This is a genomic window from Clostridium sp. FP1 (assembly GCF_011065975.2).
GTDB lineage: Bacteria > Bacillota > Clostridia > Clostridiales > Clostridiaceae > Clostridium_AD > Clostridium_AD tagluense.
The window spans coordinates 1,969,717-1,987,660 of the sequence record NZ_JAAMNJ020000001.1 but is presented as its reverse complement, the minus strand read 5'-3'; the positions used below and the strand labels follow the sequence as shown (position 1 = coordinate 1,987,660).

General features: G+C 30.4%; 15 protein-coding genes and 1 pseudogene. 9 read left to right on the top strand and 7 right to left on the bottom strand.

Annotation, left to right across the window (positions count from 1 at the left end; translation table 11 throughout):
• The first annotated feature begins 271 nt into the window (after positions 1-271).
• Genes G9F70_RS09575 through G9F70_RS09560 form a run of 4 tightly spaced genes read left to right on the top strand, consistent with a single transcriptional unit; the run spans position 272 to position 4,502 of the window.
• Entirely contained in the window at positions 272-1,294 is a 1,023-nt protein-coding gene (locus tag G9F70_RS09575; RefSeq protein WP_164945671.1) for a CotS family spore coat protein, read from the top strand.
• A gap of 22 nt (positions 1,295-1,316) precedes the next feature.
• Complete coding sequence (locus G9F70_RS09570; RefSeq protein ID WP_164945672.1) at positions 1,317-2,321, top strand: CotS family spore coat protein; 1,005 nt, start codon at positions 1,317-1,319, stop codon at positions 2,319-2,321.
• 13 nt (positions 2,322-2,334) lie between these two features.
• Positions 2,335-3,471 carry a glycosyltransferase family 4 protein gene (locus tag G9F70_RS09565; protein ID WP_164945673.1) on the top strand — a complete coding sequence of 379 codons (1,137 nt, stop codon included), beginning with the start codon at positions 2,335-2,337 and terminating at the stop codon, positions 3,469-3,471.
• A gap of 26 nt (positions 3,472-3,497) precedes the next feature.
• Positions 3,498-4,502 carry a GDP-mannose 4,6-dehydratase gene (locus tag G9F70_RS09560; RefSeq protein ID WP_164945674.1) on the top strand — a complete coding sequence of 335 codons (1,005 nt, stop codon included), beginning with the start codon at positions 3,498-3,500 and terminating at the stop codon, positions 4,500-4,502.
• A gap of 60 nt (positions 4,503-4,562) precedes the next feature.
• Here G9F70_RS09560 and G9F70_RS09555 read toward each other — a convergent pair whose 3' ends face one another.
• The 5 genes and pseudogenes from G9F70_RS09555 to G9F70_RS09535 all read right to left on the bottom strand — a co-directional run bounded on the left by G9F70_RS09555 (position 4,563) and on the right by G9F70_RS09535 (position 8,291).
• A complete protein-coding gene (locus G9F70_RS09555; RefSeq protein ID WP_164945675.1) occupies positions 4,563-5,870 on the bottom strand; it encodes a UDP-glucose dehydrogenase family protein in 1,308 nt (435 codons plus the stop codon).
• A gap of 320 nt (positions 5,871-6,190) precedes the next feature.
• A pseudogene (locus G9F70_RS09550) lies at positions 6,191-6,286 on the bottom strand (alpha/beta hydrolase fold domain-containing protein); the annotation flags it as partial.
• Positions 6,276-6,458, bottom strand: a complete 183-nt coding sequence (locus tag G9F70_RS09545) for a hypothetical protein (RefSeq protein WP_164945676.1) — start codon at positions 6,456-6,458, stop codon at positions 6,276-6,278. The pseudogene G9F70_RS09550 and the gene G9F70_RS09545, both read right to left, overlap by 11 nt.
• Before the next feature lie 284 nt (positions 6,459-6,742).
• A complete protein-coding gene (locus tag G9F70_RS09540; RefSeq protein ID WP_164945677.1) occupies positions 6,743-7,312 on the bottom strand; it encodes a hypothetical protein in 570 nt (189 codons plus the stop codon).
• 136 nt (positions 7,313-7,448) lie between these two features.
• Positions 7,449-8,291 (bottom strand): 4Fe-4S binding protein, encoded by an 843-nt coding sequence (locus G9F70_RS09535; RefSeq protein WP_164945678.1) that lies wholly within the window; start codon positions 8,289-8,291, stop codon positions 7,449-7,451.
• Positions 8,292-8,558: 267 nt separating this feature from the next.
• Here G9F70_RS09535 and G9F70_RS09530 point away from each other — a divergent pair, with 267 nt between their 5' ends.
• Positions 8,559-9,074 carry a hypothetical protein gene (locus G9F70_RS09530; protein ID WP_164945679.1) on the top strand — a complete coding sequence of 172 codons (516 nt, stop codon included), beginning with the start codon at positions 8,559-8,561 and terminating at the stop codon, positions 9,072-9,074.
• Between the two features lie 305 nt (positions 9,075-9,379).
• Here the strand turns inward: G9F70_RS09530 and G9F70_RS09525 are convergent, their stop codons facing one another.
• Complete coding sequence (locus G9F70_RS09525) at positions 9,380-10,645, bottom strand: multidrug effflux MFS transporter (protein WP_164945680.1); 1,266 nt, start codon at positions 10,643-10,645, stop codon at positions 9,380-9,382.
• A 31-nt stretch (positions 10,646-10,676) separates the two neighbouring features.
• Positions 10,677-12,392, bottom strand: coding sequence for a methyl-accepting chemotaxis protein (locus G9F70_RS09520; protein WP_164945681.1), 1,716 nt, complete (start codon positions 12,390-12,392; stop codon positions 10,677-10,679).
• Between the two features lie 286 nt (positions 12,393-12,678).
• Here G9F70_RS09520 and G9F70_RS09515 point away from each other — a divergent pair, with 286 nt between their 5' ends.
• The 4 genes from G9F70_RS09515 to G9F70_RS09500 all read left to right on the top strand — a co-directional run bounded on the left by G9F70_RS09515 (position 12,679) and on the right by G9F70_RS09500 (position 17,822).
• Positions 12,679-14,127, top strand: coding sequence for a TldD/PmbA family protein (locus G9F70_RS09515; protein ID WP_202882632.1), 1,449 nt, complete (start codon positions 12,679-12,681; stop codon positions 14,125-14,127).
• A complete protein-coding gene (locus tag G9F70_RS09510; RefSeq protein WP_164945682.1) occupies positions 14,114-15,448 on the top strand; it encodes a TldD/PmbA family protein in 1,335 nt (444 codons plus the stop codon). Before G9F70_RS09515 ends, G9F70_RS09510 begins: the two co-directional genes overlap by 14 nt.
• A gap of 299 nt (positions 15,449-15,747) precedes the next feature.
• Positions 15,748-16,434 (top strand): response regulator transcription factor, encoded by a 687-nt coding sequence (locus G9F70_RS09505; RefSeq protein ID WP_164945683.1) that lies wholly within the window; start codon positions 15,748-15,750, stop codon positions 16,432-16,434.
• Entirely contained in the window at positions 16,431-17,822 is a 1,392-nt protein-coding gene (locus G9F70_RS09500; protein ID WP_164945684.1) for a sensor histidine kinase, read from the top strand. Before G9F70_RS09505 ends, G9F70_RS09500 begins: the two co-directional genes overlap by 4 nt.
• Positions 17,823-17,944: the final 122 nt, after the last annotated feature.

The window sequence follows — 17,944 nt, the reverse complement described above, 5'->3', positions numbered from 1 at the left end:
AAAAATATGGATTAATAGTTTTATCTATTAACTAATATAATCTTACAATAGTTTTCTTTTCCTTAATAAGGCTCCTCAGGGTTCCATATATAGTTCTAAATTTATGTTATTGCAAACTCAATTCTCTTAAATAGATTACCATTTTAAATACTTAATTATAAAATGGTATATATTAGAAAGAGCAATTTTAAAATAAATAACTTTTTATATTTATAGGAAGATAACAATTAATATTGTTATCTGCTTAAGCGATTTACAAGGAGGCCATATCATGGGAGAAGAAAATATAAATTTAATATTAGCCCAATATGATATTACTGTAACTAATATAAGAAATGAATGTAATAAAGGTAAAAAGGCAGTGTGGTGGATAAAAACACCTCATGGTGATAAAATTTTAAAAAAACATTCCTGTTCTGCTAAAACCCTCCAATTCATACTTGCAGCTGTGGAACATTTATTGAATAACAACGTTAAGCTTCCTAGAATTATTAAAACAAAACAAGGCGCTAAGTTTATAAAAGGGATTGATTGCTGCTATGTTTTAAGCGAGGCTATATCTGGTGTCACTCCAAATGAGGACAACCCTCAAGAATTAAGACTTGTTGTACAGCAATTAGCTAATTTTCATTCTGCATCTAAAAATTTTGTACCACCTAATGATTGTAAGGTGAGAATTCACTTAGGACTTCAAGGCGAAGAATTTCAAAGTCAAATGACTAAATTAAAGGGTTTTTATGATATGGAACAGTCTAAATCTAACCATTCGGAATTTGGTCAAATTATCCTAAATGTATTTCCTTATTTTTATAAAAGGATGGAGCTAGCCATAACTGAAAACAAAAATTCAGGTTATAACAAATGGGTTGAAGCTGATAAAAATTTAAATTCCCTCTGTCATCAAGATTTTACCGCTGGAAATCTCATTCTTACAAAATCCAAGGAAATATTTGTTTTAGATATAGATTCTATAGCTATTGACTTGCCTACACGGGATATAAGAAAATTTTTAAATAAAGTAATGAAAAGACATGGCACCTGGGATTTAAAGCAAGCAAAACAAATCCTGCATTGGTACAACACTGTAAATCCTCTTGAATTTTGGAAATGGCAAGTACTAAGGGAAGCTATAACATTCCCTCATCTCTTTGTAGGTATAATGAGTAAATATTATGAAGAGCGAGAAGCTACTTGGACTGAAGATAGATATGTTGAAAGACTAAAAGCCATGATAAAAGTAGAAAAATCTATAGATCCAATTTTACAAAACTTTGAAAAAATTATTCCTTCATAGATTAATATAGGAGGCATTTATAATGGAAAACGACTTAACTAACTATTTAGAACTTGGTAGAAAAGTTCTTCTAGAGTATAATATATCACCACAAAATTTACAAACAATACAAAGTAAGGGACTTAAAACATTGTGGAAATTCACTTATAAAGGTACTACATTATGTCTTAAACGCTTGAAGCATTCATTTGAAGAAGCTCTTTTCTCTGTTAATGCTCAAATATATATATTGAATAATGGTGGTAATGTACCAAAAATCCATCCTAATTCTAAAGGAAATTCTATTACGCAGTACAATGGACAATTATTTGTATTATATAGTTGGATCCATGGAAGAGATATGAATTTAGAAAATCCTAAAGATTTAGCTTTAGCTTTGCAGGCATTGTCAAAGTTTCATATTGACTCTATTGGATATGAACCACCAATTGATGCTAAAATATCATCTAAACTTGGAAACTGGCCAAATCAATATGAATCCATGAAGAATAGAATGTTGAAATTAAAAGAACTCTGTAGTCAAACTCCTAATAACCCATCTTATTTTAGTTATGTAAATCAACTAGATCCCATCATAGAAATTTGCAACAAAACTATTAATTTAATTAATGATTCTCCTTATAGATCTTTATGTAGTATTGATCAAAAGGACTCCTGTTTATGTCATCAGGATTTTGGAACTGGCAATGTTATGTTATCAAACGAAGGCGCTACTGTTATTGATTTAGATGGCGTAACTTATGATTTGAAAGTTAAGGATTTAAGAAAGATCATTGGAAAGAGAATGATGAAATTTAATGATTATAGTATAAAAAATATTGAAGATATTTTAAAATACTATGAAACAAATACTACCCTAACACCTGAGCAAAAAAAAGTTTTAAAAATCGATTTAATGTTCCCTCACTGGTTTTTTGGCTTAGTAAAGACATTGCATAAGAATCCTAAACCAATAGGTAGTGACAAAATCTCTGCAACTTCAAAATTTGAACAAAATAAATTTTCAATTTTGCGAAGATGGCTTTAAAAGGAGTGTTCTTATGAAAATAGCATTTATTTGTACTGAAAAACTTACCTTTCCTCCTATTAATGGAGGTGCAGTTCAAGTATATCTTGAAGGTGCTTTGCCTATAATATCAAAGTTTCATGAAATAACTGTATTTTGTATACAAGATCCTAAACTACCTAACAGAGATTCTAAAAGTGGCGTAAAATATATACGATTGCCCGCAAGCACTATGGAAGAGTATGTTCGTGGTGTAAAAAACTATCTTACAAATGACTTTGATTTAGTTCATGTTTTTAACAGGCCTCGGTGGGTTAACTTTTTAAGTAAAAATTTAACTTGCGCATTTAGTTTAAGTTTGCATAATGAAATGTTTTTACAAAAAAAAATCAATTCAAACTTAGCCAATGCCTGCATTGATAGAGTAAGTTTTATTACAACGGTAAGCCATTTTATTGCCAGTGGTGTAAAAAATTTATATCCCTCTGCTGCTAGTAAACTTCACCCTGTGTATTCTGCAGTAGATTGTAATATATATAACCCAATTTGGAATAATGACAAGGATTCTTATAGAAATAAATTGCGTGCAAAATATGGCCTTCAAAATCATAAAACAATATTATATGTAGGTAGATTAACTCCAAAAAAAGGCACCCATATCGTAATAGATGCCATGAATTCAGTTATGGCATCCCACCCCAATACTGCACTTATGATTATAGGGAGTAAGTGGTATGGTGGAAATGAATCTAATGATTATATAGAATTATTAAAGAGAGCATCTAAAGAACTAAAAGGACCAGTTATTTTTACAGGTTACTTAAGTCCTACTGAAATTCCAAAATATTATAGCATAGGAGATATTTTTGTAAACATGTCTCAATGGAAAGAACCTTTAGCAAGAGTTCACTATGAAGCTATGGCCGCTGGATTACCGATTATTACAACTAATCGAGGGGGTAATGCCGAAGTAATGATTGAAGGCGTAAATGGCTTTGTAATGAATGATTATACCAATCCAAGGGTGCTAGAAAGTAATATTGTTAATCTATTAGATAATAGTGATTTAGCACTTAGACTAGGGATGAATGGCAGAAAACTAGCACAGGAAAAGTATAATTTTAATAGATTAGCTAAGGATTTATTAAAACTTTTTGATAGTGTTAAATGATTTTTTAGAGATTAGGGGGTGCCACGTTGGGTTATACAGTTTTAGTAACTGGAGGAGCAGGTTTTATTGGTTCAAACCTTTGTGATTATTTACTAAAAAACAATCATAAAATAATCATTATTGATAACTTTAATGATTTTTATAATCCTGAAATAAAAAGATTTAACATTACGGAAATGAAAAACACCATGAAATTAAATAATATTACTGATGATAATTTAATACTACAAGAAGGTGATATAAGAGATACTAATTTTTTAAAAGGAGTATTTACTTCATACAAAATAGATGTGGTAGTTCATCTTGCTGCTATGGCTGGTGTGCGCCCCTCAATTATAAACCCACTTTTATATAACGAAGTAAATATTCGCGGCACTCTAAATTTATTGGATTTATGTAATGAATTTGGTATAAATAAATTTATCTTTGCTTCCTCTTCTTCTGTATATGGAAACAATAAAAAGCTTCCCTTTGCCGAAACTGACCCAGTAGATTTTCCAATATCACCTTATGCCGCTACTAAAAAGTCCGGTGAACTTCTGTGTCATGTTTATAGTCATCTATATGGAATTAATATAGCTTGTTTAAGATTTTTCACTGTATATGGAAAAAGACAAAGGCCTGATTTAGCTATTTATAAATTTACAAATCTCATGTTAAAAGAAAATGAAGTTACTATTTTCGGAGATGGTACTACTCAAAGAGATTACACCTATATTGATGATATTATTGCGGGAATAGATAAAGCCATTACCTGGTCAAGTACAGGTACTCATAAGTATGAAATTTTCAATTTAGGCAGATCTGATACCATTATGCTTAAATATATGCTACAAAGATTAGAATTTGAGATTGGCGTTAAAGCTAATATAAAATATTTACCCCTGCAGCCTGGTGATGTGGAAATAACTTATGCTGACATTTCTAAATCCAAGGAAATTTTAGGTTATAATCCCTCAACAAAATTTGATGATGGAATTTCGAAATTTGTAAAGTGGTTTAGATCATCACCTGAGGTGCTGAAATATTAATCATGTAAATGAAAAGCACTAGTACTTTTATTTTAAAAGTACTAGCGCTTTTTATATAACTTAGTTTTTAATGTTCCCTTTACCTATAGAGTAATACGCTTTAATATTAGCTCCTTTAATATTATTCGTATCCAATATATTTCTTCCATCAATTATTACAGATTCCTTCATCAAGGAAGCTACCTTGTTTAAATCAAGATTATAAAACTCGCTCCATTCTGTACATATTATTAATGCATCTGAATCTATTAGGCATTCATACATATCGCTACAATAAATTATATTTGGAAATATTTTTTTTATCTCCACTGTAACCATTGGATCATATGCTTTTATTTTAACCTTATTCTTTAATAATTTTTCAATTATATATATAGATGGTGCTTCGCGAATATCATCTGTATCCGGTTTAAATGTTAGCCCTAATATAGATACAGTTTTTCCCTGGAGATCTTTATAATGTTCTCTTAATATTTTCACTGGCAAGACCCTCTGTTTTTCATTTACACCAACAGCAGTATTTACAATTTTAAGATCACAGTGATAGTTTTCAGATATTTTAACTAAAGCTTTTGTATCCTTTGGGAAACAAGCTCCTCCATAACCGATACCTGGTTTTAAAAACAAGGGGGAAATTCTCTTATCTAGACCTAAAGCATAGGCTATTACATCAATATCTGCTCCAACTTTATTACAAAGATTAGCTATTTCATTCATAAAGGAGATTTTCACAGACAAAAAAGCATTTGAGGTATATTTAATTAGCTCTGCTGTTTCAGGACTGGTAACCACCATCTTTATTTTAAATGGCTCATATAATTCTCGCATTAAGTCCTCAGCCTTTTGTGATTCACATCCTATAACTATTTTATCTCCATAAAAAAAATCATTTATAGCATTACCTTCTCTTAAAAATTCCGGATTAGATACCACATCAAAATATTCCTGTGGTATATTATTTTCTAGTAACTTGTTTTTTATATATTTCTGAGTACCTACTGGTACTGTACTTTTAGTTACCACTATTTTATATTTATCAATGTATTTACAAATTAATTTTATTACTTGTTCAACTTGATCGATATCAACATCCCAATTTTTCTTTGTGGGAGTGCCAACTGCAATAAAAATTATATCCGAAGATTTAATTCCTAGTTCCATATCCTGCGTAAACTCAATACTATTTACCCTTATTGACTCTTTTAATAATTCATCTAATCCCTTTTCAAAGATAGTTGGTGTCCCATTTTTTAGCATACTTAATTTCTCTAAATCCTTTTCTACACAAATCACTTTATTATCTTTTTTACCAAAGCATAATGCAGTTATAAGTCCTACATAACCAGCTCCAATAACGCATATATTCATAAAATCACATTCTCCTCTTTTTAGTATCACATTTTTATCTATTAAGTTTAAAGCCTTTTTGCTATTCAATATTATGCTTAGAATTGTATATATATATATTATGAACTAACTCGTAGTTTGGTGAAATTAAGGCATAAAAAAGCTATGAAATATAGGCTTAATACCTTAATTTCATAGCTTTTTATTTTATTAAAATTAGTGTAGAAGAAATTTCCTATTAGATTCAAGGTTCTAGAGTTTATTATACTATTTTAAATATTAAATCTGCTTTTTATTAAATTGTGTTATTAGATATGTGGAAATTTCATTTAAAGCCTCATCTGCTTTAATTTATTTCCATAAGCTTCACCCTCGTCTCTTAGCGGATCAAATTCAGCTGTAATTATAAGTGTATCAGGTAATCCCTTAAAATACTTCAGTTCTATTATTCAAAGCTAATTCTCTAAAATGTTGTTTCAATTCTTCCTTGAAATTATTATCCATGTTAATTGTTTTTTCTTTTTTACATTGGTGATTTTTATTAATTAACTTATTCTGATTCATGTATCTATGTAAAAGTATACTTAATTTATCATTGCTATTATTCATATATGTCATCTCCAAAAATTTAGTGATGCAGAAAATTTATCCCCGCACACTTATTATACACTAAATTACACTAAATTACACAAAACGACAAAATATTTAATTATATAATGAATTTATTTAGTGTTTTCCATCTTATAATAATATAATTTTAAAAAACACTAATGAAATATTAAAAGTGACTACAATATTTTATAGCCACTTTTTACAATATTTATTAAATACTCTATTAACTCTTGCTAATTTCACTCCATATTATTCAGCTGTTATCCCCAATACCCATCACCCTATCTTCTTCCAAGTAATTCACTAATAAGCAGTATTTTGACTAAATCCTGATTTCCACGTCTTCTGTTGAATCTTCGTCTTTGTCTCGTATAATCATCATCATTGCGATTGTCATTATCTTCGTCATCCCTATAATATTTTTCATATTTTTCACACATTTCTTTAGAAATATGCTCCATTTCATCCTTACTTGGGCAATACATTGTGCCATACATGGAAACCATCATATCACAATGATGCTTTACCATGGGATATATCCTGATATAAATTTTAGGATATAACATTCTTAAATCTTCATCCTCTTCATCAATCACAGGCATGTTCATCATGGGCATATACTGTTCAAGATTTTCATTGCCTTTACTACGGTAGTTATTGTCATAATTTTTAGTTTTTTGCATATCCCACATCATGGGATAATAGGACATCATGGTATAATATTGAGGTAAATAGGGTGCTTGTTGCCCATAATAAGGCGTATTTTTATAAAACTCTTCATCATCACGATCCTGATAACTATCAGTGTTATTTTTTTCATTATAATCTTCAAAATTGTCTCTATAATACATATATATCCTCCATATGTTTTATTACATTAACATCATATGCTTTTAGTGTGAGGTTGTTACAGAGATTAGATATTTATTGAAAGGTCTGATATTCCAAATAAAAGTTAACTATAGGAATGTAATCCTAATTCAATGTTCATTTTATATCGTATTGTTTAGGTATTCTACTTTCACAAGGTACACCTATCTGGCATTTTCCACAACCGTACCTAGGCTTATACTTTTCAGCTGTTTTATCCAAATATTTAGAACATATTATGTGATTTTTACCTTTTTCTATGGATATTGCATTAACTGGGCATTTTTTTATACATGCACCACACATTGAACAATATTCATAGATGCTTTGGTATTCTCTTTTATCAGGGGACAAATATAATTCTGTAATAATGCTGCCAAATCTTCCAGCTACACCTTTTGACGTTATGAGGCCTTTAGATAGCCCAAATGTTCCAAGCCCACATACAAAAGCCGCATGTCGTTCAGACCAAGTGCTTGTAAATGATACTTCTGAGTGTGCTGAATCAGAATTTAAAGCAGCTTGTGCCCAGAACCTTTTATCCAAAGCAGGCACTAGGCTATTATAGTCTGCCTGTATCAATTCTGTCTTAAGATATATACATAACTTATTTATAAAAGCTTGTCCTTCAATACGTCCATGTAACCATTCTTCAGAAGGCCATGCTTTTCCCCTTCCATTTCCCTTTTTAACTGCTTGGCTAAATGGTAAAAAAAATGAGATAACAGACCTTGCCTCTGGTAGCCATTCTTTAGGGAGCATAAAGTGTTTACCAATTATAGAGGGTTCTTTAAATGATGTAAAATACTTATCCTCTGAAGAAGCAACTCCAAAAATTGGCGCTTCAAAAATTTTCATTCCCACAACATTTTGGGAAATAGCAATTTCATTTGTTATATAATTTTCTCTTGAGTTTTCAATAAAGTCTGATGCCATTTTAATTAAAATCTGTTTGTTCATGTCCTTACCTCCATATTATTTTATAATACCATCATAACACATAACTGTTTTGATGGTTTTCAACTTAATTTGATGCTCGCTTACTAGTAAAATATAAAAAGTGACTATAATATTTTATAGCCAACTCCAGTTAAGTAATTAATTGAATTCATAAAAATATTACAATGTCGTTAAATTTTACAAGAATTTAAATAATTTAATTTGTAAAAAAAGGAATTTGGGAATATTTGGAGAATACTTCTATAAATAATACAGGAGGCGAGTACTATGATATATGATGCATTAAAAGTTTCTAAACGTTTAAACATAAGTAAAGTAACTGTTTATGCTAAAATGAAATTACCTGAAATAAAAGCTTTTTTAATATTCCATAACGGGAAAACATGTGTAGATGAGGAAGGCCTAGAAGCAATTAAACAATCTCTAAAATATAATCAAACTTCAGAAGAAGAAGTTGCCGCTACAGACGTAACGAGCTTAAAAAAAGATATGATTGATATACTTAAAAATAATATTGAGTTTCTTAAAGAGCAGTTAACTGTGAAAGACGGGCAACTCTACGATATTAATAAATTATTAGAAAACACACAGATTCTATTTAGACAAGATCAAGAGAAAAATAAAGCCATATTATCATTACCTGAAACCATTAAAGAACATGATATTCAATTAGTTAATAAGCTAACTCAAACTCTTGAAAGACAAAAAGCTAAAGCAGCCGCTGAAGAAGAGCTTCATCGAAAAAAGGGTATTTTCCAAAGATTATTTGACAAACAAAAATGAGCACTCATTAATGAGTGCTCATTTTTAAATCACAATACAATTTCACCTTACTTCTATCTGATTTCGCCATAAAAACTTACTTTTTTTATAATTTAACATATACTACACACTTTATTCATTATATTGTAACATTTCTATGTTATTATTTGAATATAAATAAAATGTACATTAAAGCGAAGTCCCCCTTTACTTTAATATAAAAAGCTGTGAATGATATTCACAGCTTTTTCGTTTTTAATGCTATAAAAACTTTCTAACCATTTCATTCGAACTTCCCTTCAAGAACACTATCAAAATTCAATTAGCTAAAATAATTGTTCAACACTTTCTTTTGCTATCTCAGTCTGATAAGTCACCTGCTTTATATATGGTTTTTTAGAGATAATAAGCCATAGTATAAGACTTAGAAGTCCAATTATCAAATACATTAACCCCATTACCACTATTTTATTTGTAAAGTTTAAAGAAATCATAAGCATACCAATGCTACCATAAAAAGTGAATGCACAACTCATTAAAGATGAGGCTGCACCAGTATCTCCTTGTAACTGTTCAAGCATAAGGTTAGTTCTTGCCGGTCCCATAATGCTACCGAAAAAAGAGGCAGGTATTAATGCTAATGCAAAGAATAGTGGACTTATATTACCTATAGTACAAATTAATAACCCGCTTATACTAGTCACAATATATCCAACAGTTATAATTGAATTACTATTATATATTTTTGATAATTTAATATATAATAAGGGTCCTAGTAAGAAAAATACCGCATTTAAGGCGAAATAATAACTATATACCTTTTCACTTACTCCAAAGCCATCTACATAAATATAAGAAGATGCCGATATAAAGGACATTGTAGCTATTGATATCATGGAAAATATAATAAGAAGTGATATAAAGCTCTTATTTTTCGAAACTACCCTTAGCCTTCCTAATGAACTAAATATACTTCCTGTGTATCTTACTTCAATAGTCTCTTCCATTGCTATGCTTCCAGCTAAAGCTAGAACTCCTATTATAGAAAGCACCACAAATACTCCACGCCAAGAAAGAACACTTAGTATCATCGCCCCTATAACCGGTGAAATTATAGGTGATAACATTCCCATAGATTGAACCAAGGCTATTATAGTTAACCTCCTCCTGCCATTGTATACATCTTTTACTATAGCTGTTGATACTGCTGTTGCAGCACCACAGCCAATAGATTGTAGAATACGAAAAAATATAAGTTGATACACATTAACAGAAAATATACATAAAATACTTGCAATAGAATATATGGATAACCCTATAATTAGTACTCTTTTCCTACCATACTTATCACTAAGTGGACCCCAAAATAAGGTTCCTAAGGCATAGAATACAAAGAAAAATATTAGTGTGAGATTTACTAAACTTGCCGTGGTGTTAAAACTTTCAACCATTTTAGGAAGTGCTGGGAGATAAATATCTGTAGATAATGGGATAAATGCACTTAAAAAAGTTATAAATATTATAAGTCCTGTATCCCCTAAGTATTTTTGTGTTTTTTCCTTATTGTCATGTATAATTGGTCTACTTTTCATTCTTTACCTCCTAATTATATAAAAAAAGATATTAAATTTTAAATACAGACATTTCTTTATTTAATCCTTCTACACTTTCTGTAGATTTTTTCACATCCTCAATAATTCCATTGGATCTTTCAGTTATATCTGATACCTTTTGGGCGATATTTGTGGTTCCTTCTGCTCCTTCATTTGAAGCCTGAGATACCTGTTCTATGGTTTTTATAACATCGTGAAGCGACGCTAATAACTCCTCAGAAGTTGAGCTAAACTCCAATACAAGATTGTTTACAAAGTTTGCATCATTGCTATATTCATCTGCCACATTTAACAACGTATTATAATCATTTAGAACATCCTCCGACACGAATTTTAATAATTCATTAGAGCTTGCGGATAAATCCGTTACTGAACCAGTTACCTTTCCTGTTATACTTTGTATTTCAGTCACTGTGCTTCTTGACTCTTCTGCAAGTTTTCTTATTTCATCTGCAACTACTGCAAACCCACGTCCTGCTCCTCCAGCTCTTGCTGCCTCAATAGCTGCATTTAATGCTAAAAGATTAGTCTGGTCTGATATTTGCATGATGGATTCAGATAATACATTAATTTGTGCCACTACTTTGGAATTTTCAATTGCCATTTCCAATTTATCTTTGGTTTTTGAAAATACTTGTAATGCTTTGTCTTTTGATTCTGTAACATTATTTTTAGTATTCATAGCTCTTTTGTTTATTTCTTGAGCTTCTATAACCCCTTCTTGTGCTTTTTTTGCTATAGATTGAACTGCTCTTTCTATTTCATCCGCTGTTGCATTCATTTCTTGAGTTGAGGCTGCTGTTTCTTCCATTCCTGCAGACAATTCCTCCGTAGTTGCAGATACTTCCTCTATATTCATATTTAAAATTCTTACATTTTCAGAAACATTATGTACTACTATATTAATCCTATTAGATTCTTGACTTACATTTTTAATTAAAAGTTTTAATGAACTTTGCATAATATCAACTGCCTTTGCTATATCTCCCATTTCATCCTTTCTTTTTTTAGTTTCTTCTGGAACATCCCTTGTAAAATCACCAGTAGCTATGAGCCTTAAATGATTTACAGCTAACATCAATGGATTTGCAATAGCTTTTCTAAGTATAAAAGTTAACCCCGCACCAATACATAATGAAAGTAAAAATATTGCCAGAGTTACCTTTTTTGAAGCATCGAACTCTTTATGGTTTTGTACATCTAAATCAGAAGCTAATTTTACGTTATATTCTGCAATTTCTTTTAAACCTTTTTGAAATTCCCCTCCATAATTTTCAACAGAACTTAATTCTGCCATGGCTTCTTCAGGTTTTCCATACATAGCTAGTCTAATAGCTGCATCTCTTCCTTTTATGAATTTTTCCTGATTGATTTCAACAATTGAATTTTTATCTTTTTCATACTTATCAATATTGGTTTGTTTATAATTTGCCCAGTTTGTTTCAAGTACCTTTTTCCTAACTTCTATATCTGCTAATCTTTTACTTTGCTTATCTTTATCCTTTGTATTTAGTAATATATAATAGGTATCTCCCTCTATTGCCCTAGATTGATTTCTGTTATCATTTAAGTATTGAATGGTCAATAAGTTTTCCTTATACATTGTTGTCATGCTTTTATTTGCCTTTGCAAGATAAAAATACCCCACCCCACTCATCATTGTAATAAGTAATACTGCTACAATTGAAAAAACTATAAGTTTTGATCTTACCTTTAAATTATTCATTTTAAACTCCTTCTTTTATGTTTTTGTTATAATTATATAATAAGACATAAAATTCAACAATATTTTTTTCATATTTATTCAAAAGTACTTAATTTTTGCATATATTTTTCATTGAAATTATTCTCATTAAACAACTACTAAGACTCTAGACAAGCAATAATACAATATATTATATTTATTGAAAATTTTATAAAATTGAAGGATTATGAAATTGAATATAGAATATAGAATATAGAATATGATGTAAATTATGTATAACTTTAGATAAATATGAGGAGGCTATAATTTGAAAACCGAAATACTAAAAACATTAAATATGTTAAAAGAAAAAGGCGTTGATTATGCAGATATAAGAATGGTGGATAGGATGTGTGAAAATATTTCTACGGAGGACCTACTGCTTCAAAATATTTCCAATTCAAGAAGTATTGGTGTAGGCATTCGAGTTATATTAGATGGCTCTTTGGGTTTTGCCAGTACTCAAGAATTAGGTAAATTAGAATCTACTGCATTCTATGCTCTTGATTTAGCGAAGGCTAGTAGAACCATTCAGACAGAAAAAATAAGAATGGCGCAAAAAGATGTAGTGGTAGACAATTATGTAACACCTATAGAAGTTGATCCTTTTACAGTTTCAAAAGCAGAGAAAATTGAGCTTCTCTTAAAAGCTGAAGAGACTATGAGAAAAAGTGCAAACTTATCCACTACTTCGGCTTCTATGGATTTTCAAAAAGAAGAAAAAATTTATGCAGATACAGAGGGCAGTTATATAACTCAAACTCTTTATGAGTCAGGTGCCGGAATTGAAGCACTAGCTTCAATTAATGATGATGTTCAGGGAAGAACTTATCCTAATTCTTTCAGGGGTAACCATGCTACCGCTGGTTATGAATATGTTAAATCATTAAATTTGCTAGAGCATGCTGAGCGCATTGGCAAGGAAGCAGAAATGATTGTAAATGCACAGGAGTGTCCAAGTGGTCGTTTTGATATAGTTATTGATGGTTCTCAGTTAGCGCTGCAAGTACATGAAAGTGTAGGACATCCTGTAGAACTAGATAGAGTTTTTGGCTCGGAAGCTGCTTATGCAGGCATGAGTTTTGTAACTGTTGATAAATTAAATGAGGATTTTAAATATGGTTCAGAATTTGTTACAATAGTGGCAGATGGTACTGCCCCTAAAGGCCTAGGTTCTTTTGGATATGATGATGATGGAATTAAAGCTCAAAGGACTGTTATCATAGACAAGGGTATATTTAAGAACTTCATTACCTCCAGAGATACTGCAGTAAAAATTAATCAAAAATCAAATGGCACAAATAGAGCTGACGGCTGGCAAAATATTCCTATAGTGAGAATGACTAATATAAGTTTAATGCCTGGAACTTTTGAATTAGATGAACTTTTTGCTGGTATAGAAAAGGGCTTATATTTATGTACTAATAAAAGCTGGAGCATAGATGATAAAAGAGTTAACTTCCAGTTTGGTACAGAAATAGCTTATGAAATATCCAAAGGAAAACTTACAGGAAAAATTTATAAAAATCCAATATATACAGGGATAACACCAGAGTTTTGGGGCAGTTGTGATGGAGTTTGCAATGAAAAATATTGGACTCTTTACGGCACACCAAACTGCGGTAAAGGACAACCACCACAAACAGCTCACGTAGGTCATGGAACAGCTCCTGCAAGATTCAGAAATGTAAAGGTAGGTGTTAATGATGTTAAATAAGATTGCAGCATATGAAATAATAGATAATGTTTTAAGCAAATGCAATTATTATACTATGGTATCTATAATGTGCAAGGAAGAAGGACTTACTCGTTTTGCGAATTCTGGTATCCATCAAAATGTATATACTGCAGAGGATAGTGTGACTATTACTGTTATTCATGATAAAAAGATTTCAGAAGTTACAACAAACCTTTTATCTGAAGAAGGCTTAAACTCAGCAGTTCACGATGCAGAAGAAAACTTAAAATTCTTACCACAAGGAGATATAGAACTTCCAGAACTTACTAGTCCCTTAGAAATTGTTTCAGAGGAGTATGATAGGACTCTAGCTGATAAATTTAATATTTTAAACAGAGCGAGTCTTATAAAAAGTGGAATTGATTTATTAGATAAAGATTATACTGCAGCAGGAGCATTATCACTATCATCTATTGTTATTTGTATGGGTAATAACAAAAATATTAGAAGATATGCAAGAATAGACACCGTAAGCTTTAACACCGTAGTTATGCATAGTGATGGAGCTTCAGGTTATGCCGAATATGTGACAAATAAAGCTAAAGAATTAGATGTAGTAGAAATGTTTGCATATGCGCAGAATAAATGCAAAATGGGCATTAACCCAGCTTCTATAGAGCCAGGTAGCTATGATGTAATTTTAGAGCCACTAGCTGTTGGAGATCTTTTAACATATATGAGCTTCATAGGCTTTAGTGCAAAAGATGTACGAACAGGAACAAGTTTCCTTACTGGAAAACTTGGGAAGAAAGTTTTTGGTGAAAACATATCTATAAGAGATAATGTTAGAAATGAAAATACTATGCCTCTTTATTTCGATTTTGAGGGCTACGCGCGAAGTAGTTTGAATTTAGTGGAAAATGGTGTAGCTAAAGAGCTTTCCTACGATGTGAAATCTGCCATAGCTGATAATGTAGAACCTACAGGTCATTCTTTTGGTTACGCAGGTGATGGTGGCATAGCTGTAAATCTTGTTATGGAAGGTGGAGACGATAATTTAGAGGAACTTATAAAGTCTACAAAAAAAGGTCTCCTTGTATCAAGATTCCATTACATGAATATAGTAGACCCAAGACAATCTATACTAACCGCCCTTACTAGAGATGGATTGTTTTTAATTGAAAATGGTGAAATCAAAGGTGCAGTAAAAAATATGAGATTTACAGAAAGTATGTTACATGCTTTCAATAATGTTACTGGCATAACTACTGAGAGAACTAAAGTTCCTGGAGAATTTGGTTTTAACTATGTGCCTACATTAAAAATAGAAGATTTTCATTTTACAGGAAAAACTGAATAGAGGATATAAAAAGTGAATATAAAAGACTCAACAATTAATAATTGTTGAGTCTTTTGTAATGTGGTTATTTTTTTAAAAATACAAAAGTGCCACCCACATGGCAAGTGGCGAGTTACTTATAATCTTATAGCAATCCCATCTTAATCAATATCCATAATAACACATAATCTTCACATAAATTTTCTGAAATGTTTTGAAATTTATATGATAGAATATAATAAATAGATAAATATAGGTTTTTATTAATTTAGATTTTATAAACAATAAAAATTAGTGCTTAACACATAGGGGTGATACACTTGTCAAAGAGAATCTATCTTGTTGAAGATGAAATAAGTTTAAATCTTTTGCTAGAAAAATACCTACAACGTGAAGGTTATGAAGTAACTACTTTTTCAGATGGTAATTCAGCAATAGCACGAATTCATGATATGCCTGATCTTTGGATATTAGACATTATGCTTCCAGATATTGATGGTTATCAAATTATAAAAGCTATTAAAACTAACAATAAAAATACACCTGTTATTTTTATGTCTGCACGAAATGAAGAGCTTGATCGGGTGATAGGACTGGAGCTTGGCAGTGATGATTATTTATCAAAACCCTTTTTACCTAGAGAGCTTATTATTAGAACAAATAAACTTTTAGAGAGAATTTCTGGAATAGCTAAAGAAAATGCCACTCAACCGATAAATGACCTGAATTTGGGTGGATATTGCATTAGTAAGAAGCAAAGAACTGTTTTTTTAGGTAAAGATGAAGTTATACTAACTAACAAAGAATTTGAATTACTCTATTATTTTATTAAGAATAAAAATAATTTAGTATCCAGAGAACAAATATTAGATACTGTATGGGGAGATGATTACTTTGGTTCAGATAGAGTAGTTGATGACACCATAAGAAGAATAAGAAAAAAAGTAGATAAATTCACCATAGAGACAATATATGGCTATGGCTATAAGTTGGTATATAAATCATGAAGAAATTAAACTTCAAATTTAAATCACTAACCATGAGAATATGGTCTACCTTTACAATCATAATACTTATAATAATTTTCAGCATTTCATTTTTCTATCTAGTTGCTTTTAAAGCCATAGATGAGAAAGCTAAAATTCAAGACTTAAAAGTATCTCATGATTTCTTAATAACCACTAAAAAATTTACAGAGCCTAATAGATTTGACGAGCTAAAAAATCTAAGAGGTAGCGATTATTATATTGTACATGTGGATGAAAATAATAAAACTGAAATTATAAATATAAATAAAAGGCGTGGATTACCACCTAATGTTTCTAATGACCCTAATTCACCTTTTAGTTTAAATGATAGTGACGTTAAACTATGGATGTCAAGTTTTATTACACCAGGTACTCTTGCAGAAAAACAATTTAAAAAGTCCTACAAAAATATAAAATTTATTTTTATAATAAGTTCAGTCCAATATGGAGATGCTGGAAAGTCCTATTTAATTACTTATATGCCGGAAATGAAAGAAAATAGTTTGCTTTATATGATGCTTATTATAGGCCTAGTATTTATAGCTATTGGTTTTCTAACTTCAAAATTAGTTGCAAACTATATTTCAAAACCACTTAAAGAACTTGAAAATTATACTGTTAGGATAGCCCATAAAGATTGGAAACAGCCTATCAATATTAGAAATGCAGATGAGATTGGACGACTAGCGACCTCAATGAATATAATGCAAAAAGAATTAAAGCGTGCTGATGAAGAAGAGAAAATGTTTTTACAAAGTATATCCCACGATTTAAAAACACCTATTATGGTAATTATGAGTCATGCTGCAGCTATTATTGATGGTGTTTACGTAGAGTCAGTGGAGAAAAACGCTGAAATAATAAAGGATGAGGCTTTAAACTTAGAAAAAAAAGTTAAGCAAATGCTATATTTGAATACCCTTGATTATGTTTTAGAAAATAATATTTGCGATATTGAAATTAACTTGCATCGCCTGCTCTTCCATATCATAAATAGATTTAAAGTGATTAATAATAATATTAAATGGGAATTAAACATTGAAGAAGCTCTTATAATTGGAAACGTAGATAAAATACAGGTTTCTATTGAAAACATCTTAGATAATAGCCTTAGGTATGCTAAAGAGAAAATTTCCGTAACCCTAAAAAAAGAAGGAGATTTTGCAGTAATAGAGATATACAATGATGGCCCTAATATTCCAAAGGAACATCTATGTCATATATTTGATAATTTCTACAAAGATAAGACTGGCAATTTTGGTCTTGGCCTGGCTATTTGCAAAAAAATTATAAAATTTTATAATGGAGAAATAGATGCTATTAATCGGGATACCGGTGTTAGTTTCTTAATTAAATATAGGTTATAAATAAAAAGCAATCAGCAGAAATGTTGATTGCTTTTTTTGTGCTAATAATATCACATAAAGCTCACATATTTTTTTGATACTACTACTACTACTACTACTACTACTACTACTACTACTACAAT

Bases quoted from the DNA above. Each gene is read 5' to 3' on its own strand.
- G9F70_RS09535 (WP_164945678.1), bottom strand. From the start codon at position 8,291: ATGAACAAACAGATTTTAATTAAAATGGCATCAGACTTTATTGAAAAC.
- G9F70_RS09500 (WP_164945684.1), top strand. From the start codon at position 16,431: ATGAAGAAATTAAACTTCAAATTTAAATCACTAACCATGAGAATATGG.
- G9F70_RS09575 (WP_164945671.1), top strand. From the start codon at position 272: ATGGGAGAAGAAAATATAAATTTAATATTAGCCCAATATGATATTACT.
- G9F70_RS09510 (WP_164945682.1), top strand. From the start codon at position 14,114: ATGATGTTAAATAAGATTGCAGCATATGAAATAATAGATAATGTTTTA.
- G9F70_RS09565 (WP_164945673.1), top strand. From the start codon at position 2,335: ATGAAAATAGCATTTATTTGTACTGAAAAACTTACCTTTCCTCCTATT.
- G9F70_RS09555 (WP_164945675.1), bottom strand. From the start codon at position 5,870: ATGAATATATGCGTTATTGGAGCTGGTTATGTAGGACTTATAACTGCA.
- G9F70_RS09530 (WP_164945679.1), top strand. From the start codon at position 8,559: ATGATATATGATGCATTAAAAGTTTCTAAACGTTTAAACATAAGTAAA.
- G9F70_RS09520 (WP_164945681.1), bottom strand. From the start codon at position 12,392: ATGAATAATTTAAAGGTAAGATCAAAACTTATAGTTTTTTCAATTGTA.
- G9F70_RS09540 (WP_164945677.1), bottom strand. From the start codon at position 7,312: ATGTATTATAGAGACAATTTTGAAGATTATAATGAAAAAAATAACACT.
- G9F70_RS09545 (WP_164945676.1), bottom strand. From the start codon at position 6,458: ATGAATAATAGCAATGATAAATTAAGTATACTTTTACATAGATACATG.
- G9F70_RS09525 (WP_164945680.1), bottom strand. From the start codon at position 10,645: ATGAAAAGTAGACCAATTATACATGACAATAAGGAAAAAACACAAAAA.
- G9F70_RS09570 (WP_164945672.1), top strand. From the start codon at position 1,317: ATGGAAAACGACTTAACTAACTATTTAGAACTTGGTAGAAAAGTTCTT.